Origin of the sequence: Methylobacterium sp. WSM2598, from assembly GCF_000379105.1 — a bacterium.
Lineage (GTDB): Bacteria > Pseudomonadota > Alphaproteobacteria > Rhizobiales > Beijerinckiaceae > Methylobacterium.
Window position 1 is genome coordinate 3,200,671 of sequence record NZ_KB900609.1, and the last position, 15,407, is coordinate 3,216,077.

A 15,407-nucleotide genomic window follows, 5' to 3' on the forward strand; every position below is an offset into this window, starting at 1 on the left:
GAAGGAAGTTTCTTTTAATCTGTAGGTCCTGGGTTCGAGTCCCAGCGCGCTCACCAACAATCTAAAGGGTTTACGCGGGATTTTAGCCCTGCACGAGGGCTCATTTGGTAAGCCGGGTAGCTGTACGGGTAACCGTGAACCGCCCGTGTGCCGCGGGGTGACAAGCGCCTGCCGACGTTGCACTCGCGTCCAGCTTGCGGGGAAGAGCTTTACACGAGGCGGTGCGGCTCGGTGGATAACGCCATCATGGGGGGCACTTCCCAACTGAGCAGAGGGACTCCGAGGAGCGCGGCACCTGCTGCGACCACTTCGGAGTGACATAGCCGTTGACAGCTGAACGGCCGAGATGCGCCAGTTCCGGACCTTCGATTAGGGCGGCCGGAACGGCGGCTCAATACCCAACACCGGACCTTCCGGGGTCTCGCGGATCGAATCTCAGCACCAAGCCGGCATATGGGTCCAGCCCTCAAGCCTGATTTCTCGCAATTCAAGAATTCTGATGCGTCGTGACATGGCCGTTCGTCTGTGAGTTGGGCGCAGCCTCTCCTTTCGCATTTTAGGGATTAGGAGGACCAGCTCCGGGCAGGGCATCTCCCTCCTCAGCACGGGCCATCAAGTCGGTCTCACGCAGCATCGCGACCAGCACTTCGTCGCCGATGCGATCCTCCTCACGCAGGCGCACCAGAGCCGAACGAGCTGCGTCGAACCCATTAACCTGGTGCGGACCCGGGTTGGCCAAGGCCTCGCCGATGGCGCGATGGGCCAGATGCCGCTCCTGCTCGCTCTGCTGCTCATCGGCGAGCGCCGTCCGCTTGACCACGGCGCGGAGCGTTAGCCCCTGCAGCAGAACGGACGCGACGATGGTCACGGCCGCGAGCGCGAGGATGACGTTGCGCTCCGGGAAGGGGTGGCCGTCGGGCAGGGCTGCCGGGATCGACAGCGCGATCACGAGGCCAATCACGGAGCGCGTCGACGACCATGTCATGACCGTGGCGGCTCGGGCGCAATCGCGTCCAGACGGCACCGATCGGCCGCCTCCGGCCACAAGGGCGCGTGCGATCGGAGGTAGGTGTCCGGCCAGGTACGATGCCACGAACTGCACGGTGAGCACGAGGACTAGAACGCCCGCGGTTGCTGCGGCGAGACGCAAGAGGCCCCAGGTTTCGACACCTTCGAGGGCCTGGGGCAGGGCACGCCCGGCTAGGAAGAACAAGGCGCTTGAGATCATGAGGCTCGCCTGCTCCCAAAAGGCCGTGGAGCTCACCCGAGCCTCGGATGAGGAGATCGGGGCGCCCGTGCGCCGGTCGATGCGCACCGCCGAGACGACGAGGGCCGCAGCCGTGATAGCACCTACCACGGACAGACCGAGCGCGTGGGCAGTGAGGGCTGCTCCGTAGGGCGTCGCGACGGAGATCGCGATCTCGACCGGAGCTGGGTCAACTCGCTGGCGTGCACAAGCAATGCCGTAGCCAATGGTGCAGCCCAGCGCGACACCGGCCGGGAGGTCCCAGAGATAGTGCTCGGCGATGTTCCAGGGCGAGGTGGAACCGCCAGCCTGGGCCATCTCGATCAGGAGGGTGAACGTCGCGAGGATCAGCAACCGGCCGGTTAGCTCGCGCGCCTTGAGCGTATCGGCGATAGCGCGCGGCACTTCCGGGCGACCCTTTGCCTCGTGGAACAGGCGGGTGTCGAAGATCGCCGCGACAGTGCCGAGCAGGAGGGCGCCGGTCCAGGAGAGGCCGGGTAGCAGGACGAAGCGGGCTCCGGCAGCAACTGCGGTGGTGGTCGCCCCGACAAGAAACGCACCAACCAAAACACCTGGCCAGAATGTAAAGCGTAAGAGGTGCCAAGAAACCCGAACGGAGGAGGCGTAGATGATGGGAGGCAGAAGGAGATTGAGCACGAATTGCGGATCAACTGAGGTCGCGGGCAGGCCGGGGAGGATGGCCGATAAAACACCTAGGCCGAACAGGACTATGGAGTCTGGCACCTTCGTCATGCGCGCCAGGGCCAGAACGGGCCCGATTGAGGTGAGGAGAAGTGCAACGAATTGGTAGTTGCTCAAGCTTTGCTCCACCGCCGCGCACTCGCCCCGACGCTTCTACCCTCACCGTGGCGTTGTCACGCGAAGCGGTGGCAGGCCGGCTCGGGTCGGGGTAGGGCAGGGGGCATGCAGCCCATCTCGTACGCTCGCCACCAGTTCCCACCCGAGATCATCCGCCACGCTGTCTGGCTGTACCTGCGCTTCACCCTCAGCTACCGCTACGTGGAGGAGCTCCTGGCCGAGCGCGGCATCGAGACCACCTACGAGAGCGTCCGGCGCTGGGTGATCAAGTTCGGGCTCGTGTTCGCCCGCAATCTCCGCCGCCTCCGACTCCGATCGCCCAGCAGGTGGGATCTGGACGAGATGGAGGTCCTGATCCAGGGCCGACGTATGTACTCGTGGCGGGCGGTCGATGTAGAGATGAAGCTCAGTAGACAAATCTAGAAATTCGTTAGGCATCAAACTGCTCCTCAAACCGCGATGCCCAAGGTTGATCGAGTAAATTTCTCGAGGTACTCCACGAGATGGTCTGATGAGCTCGCCGCCTGCTCTGGCTCGCCTCTGGCCATCGCAATCAAGCGCGCGGCATGCAGCTCAGCAGCCTTCTCGAGACTGCCGTACTTTTCGTAGTGAGCGAACCAGAACCGTCTCGATAGGCCGTGCACCCGACGAATCATGTCAGCGAGAATCTCGTTATCTGCCGCCTCAGCTGTGATCGCGTGACACTCTCGAAGCACCTGCATGAAGGCACGGCCGTCGCCGTCATGGGCCGTCGCGGTAATCTCATCCGCAAGAGCGCGCATTCGCGTTCGCTGTGCCGGCGCGGCAAGCCGAGCCGCGTGACGTACGACCAGCCGTTCGAGCTCCGCCCTGATTTCCAGGATTTTCAGCTGCGTCCGCGTGTCGATCTCCGCGACGATGATGCCGCGGCGGGGAAGCACTACCACTAAGCCCTCCAGCGACAATCGGAGAAGCGCCTCACGTATGGGAGTACGACCGAAGCCGAGCTTTTTGCTCAGCGATGTTTCGGAAAGAAGCGAGCCTGCGGGGAGGACGCGCAGCGTGATGAGCTCTTCAAGCACCTCGTAGGCCTGATCGCGCAGTGAGGGTGCAGCAGCGGGTTCGACGGCGCTGTCGTGAGGCGACGCTGTCCCACCGCGGCAACTCTCCTCACCCAAAGCCTGCCCGTTAGCCTTCGCAATCACCACTCGTACTCCCAAGCGCGGTCACGAACCGCCAGCCACCGCTGACACGTTATAGGGTGGCATCTGATCCTCGATTGACATATCAGATGCGGATGAGTGACAAGCAACCAACCCCGGGGAGAAAATCTCAATGCAACGCTTCGCCGCTACCTTCGCTCTCGCATGTCTCACATGTTCCAGCGCTGGAGCGGGCGAAGCACCGGTTAAGATCGGCCTGCTGACCGACATGTCCGGCGTGTTCGCAGACGCTGACGGCCCGGGCGGAGCCGAGGCCGTGAAGATGGCCATCGAGGATTTTGGCGGGGAGGTCCTCGGGCAGAAGATCACCTTTTTCTCAGCCGATCACCAGAACAAGCCGGATATCGGCGCTGCGAAGGCGCGCGAGTGGTTCGACCGAGATGGTGTCACTATGGTGCTAGCAGGCCCGAACTCGTCTGTTGCACTTGCCGTCAACGCGATTTCACGTGACAAGAAACGCATTTTCATGCCGATTGGTGCAACCACGTCGCGCCTATCGAATGAGGACTGCACGCCGTACACCGTACAATACGCCTACGACACAATTGCCCTCTCGAAAGGGACAGGTTCCGCCGTCCTCAAGCAAGGCGGAAAATCCTGGTATTTCGTTACAGCCGACTTCGCATTTGGCACGGCAATCGAGAAGGATACGCGTGATGTTGTTCAGGCTCAGGGTGGAAAGACCCTCGGCTCTGTCCGCCATCCGCTCGGCACGGCTGATTACTCGTCGTACCTGCTTCAGGCTCAAGCCGCAAGACCTGACGTCTTAGCACTGGCGAATGCCGGAACCGACACGATCAACTCCATCAAGGCCGTCGATGAATTTGGCCTCGTCGATCAAATGAAAGTCGTAGCCATGAATATGTATCTCAGTGATGTCCATGCTCTTGGGCTTAATGCCGCAAAGGGCATGTACATGACGGACGGTTGGTATTGGGATCTTAACGACAAAACACGTGCATGGGCCAAAAGATTTTTAGCGCGTACTTCCAAGATGCCGACTCTTGTTCAGGCCGCCGACTACTCCGCAGCGTGGCACTATTTTTCAGCTGTTAAGGCTGCTGGGAGCAGCGATTCAGATGCGGTGGTCGCTAAGATGCGTGAGATGCCGATCAATGATTTCTTCGCGACGGGTGGCCACATTCGGGCAGACGGGCGAATGATACACGACATGTATCTCATGCAAGTCAAGTCTCCGAGCGAGTCGAAATATCCGTGGGATTACTACAAGGTAATTGAGGTTATCCCAGGCGAACAAGCAGCGTTTACTAAAGATGAGAGTCGCTGCAATTTGTGGAAGTAAAGCGACACTCACCAGAATAATTACCCACGGGGTGCGCACGAGCGCGGTGCGACCCACAAGCGAGGCCGCTGGAGGGAGCCCGCCGCGACTCTTGCCGGAAGCTGATTTCGCTGATTCCCTCGTGAGATGGGCCGCAGTGATCTTGAGCGTTTGAGCAAGGAGGAATTGATCGAGCTGGTGCTGCGGCTGCAGCGGCCTGAGAAGACCTCGCGCACCTCCTTGAAGCCGCCCTCCACTGATCGCAAGAAGCGGCGCGAGCAGGCCGAGCCTGGCGGTGCCAAGCCCGGTCACGAGGAGCACAGCCGTACGCTCAGCTCCGATCCCGACGAGGTCGTCGCGCATCGCCCGGTTCAGTGCCCTTGCTGCGGCAGCGCTCTGGCTGTGGACCTGCCGGCCGAGATCGTCAGCGTGCGCGAGCAGGTCGAGCTTCCGGAGGTGACGCCGCTCGTCACCCAGCATCAGCGGCTCGCGGTGCGCTACCCGTCCTGCGGAACTCGGGTCGTCGCCCCCCCCTGCCGAAGGAAGTGGGCGGCACGCCGTTCGGCCCGCGGTTGCACGCGGTGGCGACCTACCTGAAGACCTTCCAGGCCCTCTCCTGCGGTCGCCTGCAGGCGGCGCTGGCTGACCTGTTCGGGCTCACCCTGAGCCAGGGCGGGCTGATGAACCTGCTCCGTCGCGCCCAGCGGCAGTTCCGGTCCGGTCGCGAAGCGGCGGTCTCGGCGCTGCGCCGGGCCGCGGTGGTCGCCTCGGACGAGACTGGCGCCCGGATCGAAGGCTGCAACTCGTACCACTGGGTCTTCCGCTCGGACGAGGCGGTCGTACATCACGCCGCCCCGACGCGGGCTGCCTCCGTCGTGCACGCGATGGTGGTCAGCCTGCGGTGTGGCTGTCGGACCGCTACACCGCCCAGCAAGGGCACGGCGAGCGCCACCAGACCTGCCTGGCGCATCTGGCGCGCGACGTCGCCTACGCGGCCGAGGTCAGCGACGATCCCGTGCCGTTGCGCCTGTAGCTGTGGCTCGGGTCCGTGTTCAGCCTGGCCGAGCGCGTCACCGACTTGGCTGCCTCGACGCTCTCGGCCAAGCGGCGGGCGCTGGAACGGCAGCTGTCCGACATCCTGTCCGCCCCGAGCCGGTGAGATCTGACCCGTGCGCTGCAAGCCAAGATCAGCCGCGCCCGCGATCAGCTCCTGGTCTTCCTCGACCATCCCGTCCGCGTGGAGGTCACGAACAATGGGTGTGAGCGAGCCCTGCGCCCGGCAGTGGTGCAGCGGAAGGTGACGAACGGCTACCGGGCGAAGCGGACGTGCGCACGGTCGTCGACACCGCTCGCCTCTCGGGTGCCGACACCTTCGGCATCATCCTCAAGACCATCCGCGCCTGAGCCCGCTGCCACGGGCGTGGGTAATTACTGCCCAGCTCTCACACGAATCGGTGCGAAGGCAGCAACGGGGATCGCCCACGTCACCCCGCCTAATTTAAAGCATCCATGGGCGCTCCTCTTGTGGAGAGACTCTCTTCTTTGTCACAAAATCTAAACACATGAGTTGTTATTTTACCTAAGCTGAACTTTCACCAGAGATGAGTTATGCTCCGGCGAACTGGCTAAAGAATGGCCGCGATATTGACGCCAGCGCAGAAAGACCTGGTACAATCCTTCCTTATCGGCTGAGCCGCGATCTCGACGCCAGTGCAGAAAGGCTTGGTACAATCCTTCCTTGTCGGCCGATGCGCTCGGACGCCGCTCGTTGAGGAAGGCCATGAACTCGGCGCCGGGGAGCGGCTCATGGTGAGCATCAAGCCATTCCTGCGCGGGCTCGAACCGCATCCATCCGCCGACCCCGGCGGCGAGGTTCACATCCCGCCATTTCGAATGGCGTTGAGGCGCCAGGAACTCGTCGAACTTGCCGAAGAAGGCATCCACGAAGCGGGCAAGCCTGGCATAACGCTCGGATCCCTTGGGGTGATTGTAGACCCCCAGCACGGTCCCGACCGCCAGCGTCTCAATTTCATCCTCGTCGCGGACGAGGTTCGGATAATCCTGACGCGTCAGTGAGGCCGGCAGATAGGCGTCCGAGATCGAAGGGCCGTACTTGGTGGGGATGAGGTGGAACCGATCGCCTGGAGCGAAACCCGCCACCACCGCCACGGGCTTGGCTGCCACGGAGACGACCGCGTCCACCTCGCCTTTGCGCAGCATCTCGAAGGCGGTCGGTTGGTCGACATTGATCGCCTGCACGGTGACGCCGAGGTTCCGGAACATCGCCCGGCCGCTGTAATCGGTGCCGCTGCCCTTGACGTCGAAGGTCACCCGCTTGCCCGCGAGCTGCCGCGCCTCCGTGACGCTGTTCGGACCGATGATATGCAGCTCGTCGTCGAACAGCTTCGCGATGTAGCGGATATGCGAACCGATGCTGGCGAGGCGCTTGTCTTCGCGCAACTGCTCCTGCGTGTCGGTGCGCAGAAAGGCGAGGTCGACGCCCTTCAGGAACCGGAGGTCGTAGGCGTTCTGGCCCGCCCCCTTGCCCAGGATGGGCAGGACGCGCAGGCGCTCGTCGTCAAGGACGAAGGCCAGGTCCGCTCCGACACGGAAGTAGGTCCCCCCAGGCGTGCCGGTGACAATCGAGACGGTCGCGGCGTTCATGCGTTTACCGATCGCATGCTCCGTCTCGCCGGCCGACAATACGGCCTGCTTCCCTGCGGCCTGGGACGCGCCCGCGGCTTGGGAGGTATCCCGCGAGCCTGCCGGGGAGCAGGGTACGCCAGCCAGCAGGAGGGCTGAGACGGCGAGGGCCATCAATCCCGTTGTCCGACTTTTGCAGCTCATGTCATCCCCCCGTTTGCCACCCCTGTGGAGCCCGTTCGTGCCTGGAGTCGGACGCTCCCCTGGCGAGCCTGAGCGGCCGCTTCGGCATGCATGCGTGCTTGCTTCGGGTCGGCCTTCAGCCCTCGACTGCCCAGGCGGTGCAGGAAAGCCTCGTCGTAGGTTTGCCCCAGGAGGTTGATCGCGTCGGCGTCACCGGCCGAGGCCGCCCGCCGCAGGAATAGCCGCGCGCCACTCACGTTGCCCAGTCGCAGCGCTTGCTGGGCCTTCGCCACGAGGGCCTTCGGGAGTGGTTCAACCGCTGAGCCCTGGCCGGTGGGCGTGGCGGGTTGCGGTTCCGCCTGTGCGCTGCGGCCTGATATGCCTGCCGCACCAGCGGCTTGTGGGACGATCGGGGATGGGGTTGCCGCCGCGGTCCTGACTTGAACGACCCTTGGCTCGGGCGAGGGAGGCAGAGAGGCTTGCGGGATGATCACCATCGACAAAAGCTTTTCGACGCGAGCGGAGCTGTCGGTCTCGGACGCGGGCAGGAGGCCTGCGATACCCACATAGATCTTCGTCTCTGGTGCACGCGAGACCAGATCGCCTGGTAGAATGAGCGTCAGATCTTTGAGGTTCAGCGTTGTGATCTCAAGTATATCTACATCATTCATCACAGTCATACTCTGATGATTATCTGAAAGGATAGCGCCGTGTGGCAGACCTACTAAATATATTGTTGCGTATTTGCTTTGTGCGGGTAGCAGATTATGGATTGATACGGATATTCGCTCATCACAAGGGGCTCTGCTTGTAATCAATCCGGCTTCTTCAGACTTAATCTCTGGTTTATTTGACAATGGTGAGCTTATAGGTGGATTACCGTCAAATTGTGCAAAATATTGATTGCTCAAGATGCAGGCAAAAGATCTCATTGCCATGATAGGCAGGGCAATTTTTATGTTGTGTGATCTTGAATTGTACACTTCTCCTAGCATGACAGAGCCTCACAGGATTCTTATTAAAATTCATTCATTATCGGAACCTCTGCAGTTCCCAGGCGCCATCCAAGTTCTTTGATGGGTACATTCACATTCGCATCCCATCGATATGTCAATCACTCAAATGAACTAGGTGAATTACTGTGTTTCATTGTGAAGCTTATATAGTTCGCGAATGATACTCGCGGACGCTGCAACCGTGACTGTTGGCAGCCTTGGGCTTGTTACAAACACGGAACTGGGACGCAGCAGGGGCCTGCCACTCCGCTTTCGTGCTTTGTTATCCATGGCGGGCCCGACGAGGGAGGCGGGTCCTTCGTAACGTCCGCAGGGGTATGGCTGTGCGGATGGCGAGCGGAGGCGCGAAAACCCTGTCCGTACGGGTCGGTTTCGATACACGTGTCAGGCGATATCAGGGGCTGACCCCTTGGCGACACGGTGGGAAGACCCCATCCACTCTACCTGCCGCTTAAGGTTGTTCGCCGGCGGGAGCGCGTCGGGGCGACCGCTGCGCACTCTCGCGCGTTGCTCGCCAAAATCAACTCAGGCGGGAGTCGCGCCAATGGCGATAGAGGGTCAGTTCCTGATGCAGCCTGACACCAGCAGGAAGCGGCGCAGCTGCGACCCGAACCCACCCACGATCCCCGGCGGAAGCGGCGCCACCAGCGGTAAGCCGGCCGGCACAAGCCAGCGCTCGCGCCGGTAGCGGATCACGCAGGCCTCCGGCACAAGATCGCCGACCGGCATCTCCTCGTGGCCCTTGGAGCGCGAGCCCAAGGGCGCGGCGACCGGCTGCATCACCTCCGGGATGAGGGCGCTGCACTCGTGCGCCAAGCCGCGCCGCGCCGGCTTGCTCCACGACCGGCCAACCGACCCGGTGGCCTTCTCCAGCCCGGAGGGCGGCGGGCGAGTCTAAGGGCGGGGCGGCAGGCCCTTGAGCCGGGCGATCTCGTCGCGCAGTGCCCGGTTCTCCGGCGACAGCCGCTGAACCACACCGATTAGCCTTCCCACCAAAGCCCGCAGGTCCGACAACCCGAGCGTCTCATCGCGGCGAACGCGTATGTCGCCCGGATCTTGGATGAGGATGTGACCGAGAATGCCCATCACGCGGAGGTCCCGCGGGAGCGTCAGGTACTCTCCAGCTCTACCCCTCGGCGCGTCGTCAAGGCGCGCTCACCTCCCGATGCAACTCGCTCCCCCGCATCAGGCGCCGGGCGATGTCAGCCGTCTGCAACGCCGCCCGTTCGGTCGGTGAGTGGGCTGCAAGATACCGGGCAACCGCGACGAGGATGTGCCGGCCCGCGTCGGTATCGCCCCACTCTGCGAATTGCCGGATCCCGGCTTCCAGCATCTGATAAGCATGGAAGCTTGCATCTTCGCGCAGCACCGCCCGTGCGAGCGTGGCAATCAGCGCCTGTGACGAGTGGCCGAGTGTGAGATGCCGGGCCACGAGCCTCGCCGCGACGTCGACATGCCGCTGCCGGTCGAACGCATCAAGCAAGGTGGCGCTGATGGCCTCGGCATCGGCGGGCAAGTCGTCGAGCGGCTCGTCGCCGTCTCCCGGAATGTGGGCCGGCGGTACGTTGAGGTAGCGGGTAAGGTACAGGGCCATCGCTCCGTGCAGGATGCTGCGCACGGCCGTGACGCGACCGTCGGCGCTGGTAGTGCCGATTCGGTTGAGCAACTGGTGGACGGCGTTGGCGTAGGTGAAGACATGGTGCGCCGCCTCCCAGTCGGCGTGCTCGTTGGCGTTGCCGAACCGCGCCACCCTGAGCGCCGCCCCGTATGCGAGAGATTGGCCCAGGTCAGAGGGGGAGGCGCCTGCGCGGATCGCCGCCTCGAGCATGTCCATGATCCTGACTGGATCGTCACCGAGCAGCTCTCGGGCGAGCGTCACGTGGTTCGACCAGCCTTCGACCCGGTGGGCAGCAAGCAGGTCCGGCCATTGCCTTGCTGGTTCCTCACAGAGTGCAACCAGATCAACGGGCTGTCGCCACGCGGTCGATTCCTCGGCGCCGCGGGACGCCGCCATCTGGCCGACCACAGTCGGCAGCACCGCCGTCGCGTGCTCCCAGCCGATCAGGTCGAGGCACTCGAACGCCTTGTTGATGAAGTCGAGGGAGTGCCCGCCGTCGGCGAACGCCCGCTCCGTCTCGGCCGCGAGAAGCGCGTCGGCGAGTACGGGTGGAGCGAGCCCGGCCGCGATCGCCGTGAGCACGGTGCGCTCGGCCGCTTCGCGATGACGAACGGCGGTCCAGCGCCCCAGCCAGCGCTTGAGCGCAGCCGGGTCGGGCCGGCTTCCAAGCGCCGCCCGATCCCGCCGCCGCGGCGCGCCATCGCAGTCCGCCGCCACGTGGCGTGCGCCGTGGAACAGGGCGAGGTATGCTTCCTCCTCGGGCAGCACCGGCAGGAGATTGGCGAGCGCCGTGAGGATCGTGAGACCCGCGCCCCAGCCGTCGCGGTTCCGCGCCCCGAACAGAGCCACCTGCCGCACGATGTCGGCCCGCGGCACCTCGGCCGCGAGTTGACCCTGCACGGCCTTGGCGATGACGAGGTCGAGGTCGTGGGAGAGGCCGTCGGCCAGCCGCTGCTCCCAGTGGCCGACGGGGTCGGCGTGGGCGAACCCGGTCCTCACCCAGACCTCTCCATCGCGCACCTCGACCGGGCAGACCGGGACATCGTCCGCCCACAGGTCGAAGGTGCAGCCGCTCTCGAGGTCGAAGCGGGCGTGGTGCCAATGACAGGTCAGGATGCCGTCCTCGACGCTGCCCCGCTCGAGCGGGAAGCCCATGTGGGGGCAACGATTGTCGAGGGCGACGACGCGTCCGCGGTCGTGGATCACCAGGATCGGGCGATGGTGGCCGTGCATAACGATCCGCCCCTTCGCGCTCAGCCCCTCGAGACTTCCCGCCAGCGAGAATTCCCTGTTCGGCGCCTCCATGAGCATGCCTCCTGCAGCTGTGCTGTGTTCTGAAGCAGGCGGATGTAGCAACCATCCACTCATGGCGATGCACGCGGGCTGCGCCTCAGTCAAGGCGGCCTGCTAGACCGAGGTGCCGTCGCGGGGGTGTTTGGAATGTGACGTGGCGTAGTCTCCGGGAAGCATCACACCGGGAACTGAGCTGCGGTCGCAGGAGGGACAGGGTCCTCCTCATCTGAGGCCGCAACAGTAGTTTTCTGACAAGTTTCCGCGGTTTCAGCCCTGAACAGGTGCAATGTCCGCCAGGAGATCAGGTGATATCGGGTGTAGAACGTGTTCTGGACAGTCGAGCGCATTGCGCGGAGACGCTGCGCCGATCCGGACGACTTGGATACTTGTTGATTACGATTTCGCGATGACATGGCGTGCGATAGATTTTATTCGCAGGTGTTCTTACGATAGCTCCGCTCTTGCCCACCAATTCGGCCAAATTGCAGTTGCGCCGCCAGCGCACCCGCATCTGACAGAAAGCCGAGCAGTAAGTGAATTTAATCCGGTTGCACCGCTAACAACCCTCGCCAATTTAACTGCCTATTAACCATCGGGTCTGAGCATTGGTTATCGTGCAGGAGGCAGCGATGACTCGATCTCAGAAGCTCCGGCTCAAGCGCTGGATTATGCGAGCAATTGATCGAGCTCTACCAGAAGAACCTATGGATCCTTCTCAGTACGCTCGCATGGCTGCTTTCGAAAATCCAACTTGTCATCGGAGCGAACCTGCTCGGCAACCCGTACGAGGAACACACAAATTCGACCTGCTTCTTGCCCGAAGAGGGTCCGAATCCGCTATCACTTATCCATTGAAAGGGATCACGCTCCGCGTCCGATGAGACCGGCTGTCACTGGGTATTGAAATTTTCGTCCCATCATTTGGCAGACTATGCAATGATGGCTTCGCTGAACGAGGAGGTTGATCATGGCCTCGGAGAAGAAGCGCGGAAACCGCGAAGCCAAGAAGCCGAAGAAGCCGGTGCCCAAGACCAGCGCGGCAGCACCGTCGACGAAGGACATGGTTAGCGCTGCCGTGAAATCGGCCAATCGGAAATAGGCCTCGCACCCGACTCGCGAGCTCGGCAGCGAACCCGATGGCTGGGGCCAGCGAGGTACCACTCTGCACCCGTGGATCGGGCAGTCGCCCGACGCTGCAACCAAGTGGGTGGTTGATGACGGCGCGTACACCGGGCGACCGGATCCCGGCCATTATCAGGCGCGGACAAAGTCTCCACCGCAGGCGGAGCTACCCAAGGGCCCCATCATGAGTGCGCCGGTCCTGGCGCTTGTGTGCATCGCCATGTCGGGGTCGCAGCTCCCGTTTCGCTCTGCCTGCCGTCAAGCGTCGACGTCGGACTCGAAGGACCTTTGTGGGAAGTGGACCCTGCCGGCGAGATCGCCTGTAGAGGCCGGCGCTGCTCAACGGATTTCACTCTGTCCATGGAGTTGAAGGAGCGGACTGCAGTCACACCCGAGCAGCGCCTGCGCGGCGAGATCGCTCGGAACGAGCATCCTGGCGGAGGGGGGCGGATCATCGGGCCTGTCCACCATGTCGGTCGGCTGTGGACGGCCCGATGGGATCGGGGCTTCGTCAGTCTCATCGAGGTCGGCGAGCGTGACCTCTGGCTCCGGCTCGTCTCGCCCACGCGCCCCGACGAAGCAGGTGGGGAATGGGAGGAAACTGGGCTCGGGCTCCGGTTCGGAGATGGACGGGCTGCCTCGCGGCAGCCCGTCCACCAAGTTTGGAGGTAGCTGACCTCAGAAGTCCATGCCGCCCATGCCGCCGCCGGGCATCGCGGGAGCCGAGCTTTCCTTCTTCGGCGCATCCGCCACCATCGCCTCCGTGGTGACGAGCAGGCCGGCGACCGAGGCCGCACCCTGCAGGGCCGTGCGCACCACCTTGGCCGGATCGACGACACCGGCCTCGAGCAGGTCCACGTACTCCTCGGTCTGGGCGTTGAAGCCGTACGTCTCAGAGCCCGTGTTGTTGGAGATCTGGCCGACCACGATCGAGCCCTCGACGCCCGCGTTCTCGGCGATTTGGCGGATCGGGGCCTCCAGCGCCTTGAGCACGATCTTGATGCCAGCCTGGACATCCGGGTTATCGCTCGTGAGCGCGGCCACGGCCGCCTGGGCCCGCAGGAGCGCGGTGCCGCCACCCGGGACGATGCCCTCTTCCACCGCCGCGCGGGTGGCGTGAAGGGCGTCCTCTACACGGTCCTTCTTCTCCTTGACCTCGACCTCGGTCGAACCGCCGACGCGGATGATCGCCACGCCCCCGGCCAGCTTCGCCAGGCGCTCCCGCAGCTTCTCCCGGTCGTAGTCCGAGGTCGTCTCCTCGATCTGCGCCTTGATCTGCGCCACCCGCGCCTCGATGTCCGCCTTCTCCCCGGCCCCATCGATGATCGTGGTGTTCTCCTTCTCGATCCGCACCCGCTTGGCCCGCCCGAGCATCGGAAGCGTCACGTTCTCCAGCTTGATGCCGAGATCCTCCGCGATCATCTGACCGGCGGTCAGGATCGCGATGTCCTCCAGCATCGCCTTGCGCCGGTCGCCGAAGCCCGGCGCCTTCACGGCCGCCACTTTCAGACCGCCGCGCAGCTTGTTGACCACCAGCGTGGCCAGCGCCTCGCCCTCGATGTCCTCGGCCACGATCAGCAGCGGCTTGCCGGTCTGCACCACCGCCTCGAGCACCGGCAGCATCGCCTGCAGCGACGACAGCTTCTTCTCGTGGATCAGGATGTAGGGATCCTCGAGCTCGGCGAGCATCTTCTCCGCGTTCGTGATAAAGTACGGGGAGAGGTAGCCGCGGTCGAACTGCATGCCCTCGACCACGACGAGCTCGGTCTCGGCGGTCTTCGCTTCTTCAGCCGTGATCACGCCCTCGTTGCCGACCTTCTGCATGGCCTGGGCGATCATCTCGCCGATTTCCTTGTCGCCGTTGGCCGAGATTGTGCCGACCTGGGCAATCCCCTCCGACGAGACAACTTTCCTGGCGCGGCCAGTAATGTCCTTCACGGTGGCGGCGGTGGCGAGGTCGATGCCCCGCTTGAGGTCCATCGGGTTCATGCCGGCGGCGACGTACTTGGCGCCCTCCTTGACGATGGCCTGGGCCAGCACGGTGGCGGTCGTGGTGCCGTCACCGGCGAGATCGCTGGTCTTCGAGGCCACTTCGCGCACCATCTGGGCGCCCATGTTCTCGAACTTGTCGGCGAGTTCGATCTCCTTAGCGACGGTCACGCCGTCCTTGGTGATGCGGGGGGCACCGAAGCTCTTCTCGAGCACGACGTTGCGGCCCTTGGGGCCGAGCGTCACCTTCACGGCGTTGGCGAGGATGTCGACACCGCGCAGCATCTTCTCGCGCGCGTCGGAGGAGAAACGAACGTCCTTGGCAGCCATAGGTCAGATCCTTGTCGGATTGCAGTCCCAAGGCGCCCCGAATCGGCAGCCTCGAAGGACGAAGTTCACGAACTCGTGGGGCCGCCTCAGGCGAGGACGCCCATGATGTCGGACTCCTTCATGATCAGGAGGTCCTGACCGTCGAGGCGAACCTCGGTACCCGACCACTTGCCGAACAGGACGCGGTCGCCGGCCTTCACGTCGAGGGGGGCCACCTTGCCGGATTCGTCGCGTGCACCAGGGCCGACAGCGATAACCTCTCCCTCCTGCGGCTTCTCTTTAGCGGTATCGGGGATGATGATGCCACCCTTGGTCTTCTCCTCCGCCTCGATGCGGCGGACGACGACACGGTCGTGCAGCGGACGAAACTTCATGGGACCTCCGGTTTCCTGCCTGAAGAGGTGAGCGGCTCGTTAGTGCCGCCGCTTGAGAGAAGCTTTTGCCTCCCCCTCTACGCGAAGCGTCTTAGCACTCTACCAGAGCAAGTGCTAACGATCATTGGCCGGTTTCGCAAATCGCTTCTGAGCTGCACGTCTGCGATGTTGCTGCTGGCGTCGTCTGATCAGCCCCCACGGGGTGGTCCGGTTGGAATGTTAGTGGACCGTCGGCCTATCCACCACGGGTAGCTTGGCCGGCGGAGCCGGTCGGGCGAGCGCAGCCGGCC

The 15,407-nt window shown here is 63.5% G+C and carries 11 protein-coding genes and 2 pseudogenes; 4 read left to right on the forward strand and 9 right to left on the reverse strand.

Annotated elements, in window-relative coordinates; genetic code table 11:
* Positions 1-556: 556 nt before the first annotated feature.
* Complete coding sequence (locus MET2598_RS0115155; protein WP_236728722.1) at positions 557-2,065, reverse strand: cation:proton antiporter domain-containing protein; 1,509 nt, start codon at positions 2,063-2,065, stop codon at positions 557-559.
* Between the two features lie 105 nt (positions 2,066-2,170).
* On the opposite strand from MET2598_RS0115155, the pseudogene MET2598_RS36525 reads away from it, so the two are divergent.
* A pseudogene (locus MET2598_RS36525) lies at positions 2,171-2,464 on the forward strand (IS6 family transposase); the annotation flags it as partial.
* A gap of 50 nt (positions 2,465-2,514) precedes the next feature.
* On the opposite strand, the gene MET2598_RS38140 reads toward MET2598_RS36525, so the two are convergent.
* Positions 2,515-3,252, reverse strand: coding sequence for a GntR family transcriptional regulator (locus tag MET2598_RS38140; RefSeq protein WP_168169175.1), 738 nt, complete (start codon positions 3,250-3,252; stop codon positions 2,515-2,517).
* 127 nt (positions 3,253-3,379) lie between these two features.
* On the opposite strand from MET2598_RS38140, the gene MET2598_RS39195 reads away from it, so the two are divergent.
* Both MET2598_RS39195 and tnpC read left to right on the forward strand, forming a co-directional pair.
* Positions 3,380-4,570, forward strand: a complete 1,191-nt coding sequence (locus MET2598_RS39195; RefSeq protein ID WP_084673846.1) for an ABC transporter substrate-binding protein — start codon at positions 3,380-3,382, stop codon at positions 4,568-4,570.
* Between the two features lie 126 nt (positions 4,571-4,696).
* Positions 4,697-5,953 (forward strand): annotated as a pseudogene (tnpC, locus tag MET2598_RS36535) (IS66 family transposase).
* Positions 5,954-6,124: 171 nt separating this feature from the next.
* On the opposite strand, the gene MET2598_RS0115180 reads toward tnpC, so the two are convergent.
* The 5 genes from MET2598_RS0115180 to MET2598_RS0115195 all read right to left on the reverse strand — a co-directional run bounded on the left by MET2598_RS0115180 (position 6,125) and on the right by MET2598_RS0115195 (position 11,314).
* The gene (locus tag MET2598_RS0115180; protein WP_018261404.1) at positions 6,125-7,366 is read right to left on the reverse strand and encodes a TAXI family TRAP transporter solute-binding subunit; all 1,242 of its coding nucleotides are present in this window, start codon (positions 7,364-7,366) and stop codon (positions 6,125-6,127) included.
* A gap of 26 nt (positions 7,367-7,392) precedes the next feature.
* The gene (locus MET2598_RS41100) at positions 7,393-8,370 is read right to left on the reverse strand and encodes a hypothetical protein (protein WP_157182161.1); all 978 of its coding nucleotides are present in this window, start codon (positions 8,368-8,370) and stop codon (positions 7,393-7,395) included.
* 579 nt (positions 8,371-8,949) lie between these two features.
* Positions 8,950-9,207, reverse strand: coding sequence for a hypothetical protein (locus MET2598_RS0115185; RefSeq protein WP_018261405.1), 258 nt, complete (start codon positions 9,205-9,207; stop codon positions 8,950-8,952).
* A 78-nt stretch (positions 9,208-9,285) separates the two neighbouring features.
* Positions 9,286-9,480 (reverse strand): hypothetical protein, encoded by a 195-nt coding sequence (locus tag MET2598_RS0115190; protein WP_157182162.1) that lies wholly within the window; start codon positions 9,478-9,480, stop codon positions 9,286-9,288.
* Positions 9,481-9,535: 55 nt separating this feature from the next.
* A complete protein-coding gene (locus MET2598_RS0115195) occupies positions 9,536-11,314 on the reverse strand; it encodes a Rieske (2Fe-2S) protein (protein WP_236728723.1) in 1,779 nt (592 codons plus the stop codon).
* Between the two features lie 955 nt (positions 11,315-12,269).
* On the opposite strand from MET2598_RS0115195, the gene MET2598_RS43385 reads away from it, so the two are divergent.
* Complete coding sequence (locus tag MET2598_RS43385) at positions 12,270-12,401, forward strand: hypothetical protein (RefSeq protein ID WP_265576436.1); 132 nt, start codon at positions 12,270-12,272, stop codon at positions 12,399-12,401.
* 701 nt (positions 12,402-13,102) lie between these two features.
* Here the strand turns inward: MET2598_RS43385 and groL are convergent.
* Both groL and groES read right to left on the reverse strand, forming a co-directional pair.
* Complete coding sequence (gene groL, locus MET2598_RS0115200; RefSeq protein ID WP_018261408.1) at positions 13,103-14,743, reverse strand: chaperonin GroEL; 1,641 nt, start codon at positions 14,741-14,743, stop codon at positions 13,103-13,105.
* 86 nt (positions 14,744-14,829) lie between these two features.
* The gene (gene groES, locus MET2598_RS0115205) at positions 14,830-15,117 is read right to left on the reverse strand and encodes a co-chaperone GroES (RefSeq protein ID WP_012335267.1); all 288 of its coding nucleotides are present in this window, start codon (positions 15,115-15,117) and stop codon (positions 14,830-14,832) included.
* Between the last annotated feature and the right edge of the window lie 290 nt (positions 15,118-15,407).

Coding starts and splice junctions, on each gene's coding strand:
- MET2598_RS41100 (WP_157182161.1), bottom strand. CDS start 8,370: ATGCTAGGAGAAGTGTACAATTCAAGATCACACAACATAAAAATTGCC.
- groES (WP_012335267.1), bottom strand. CDS start 15,117: ATGAAGTTTCGTCCGCTGCACGACCGTGTCGTCGTCCGCCGCATCGAG.
- MET2598_RS0115180 (WP_018261404.1), bottom strand. CDS start 7,366: ATGGCCCTCGCCGTCTCAGCCCTCCTGCTGGCTGGCGTACCCTGCTCC.
- MET2598_RS43385 (WP_265576436.1), top strand. CDS start 12,270: ATGGCCTCGGAGAAGAAGCGCGGAAACCGCGAAGCCAAGAAGCCGAAG.
- MET2598_RS39195 (WP_084673846.1), top strand. CDS start 3,380: ATGCAACGCTTCGCCGCTACCTTCGCTCTCGCATGTCTCACATGTTCC.
- MET2598_RS0115195 (WP_236728723.1), bottom strand. CDS start 11,314: ATGGAGGCGCCGAACAGGGAATTCTCGCTGGCGGGAAGTCTCGAGGGG.
- groL (WP_018261408.1), bottom strand. CDS start 14,743: ATGGCTGCCAAGGACGTTCGTTTCTCCTCCGACGCGCGCGAGAAGATG.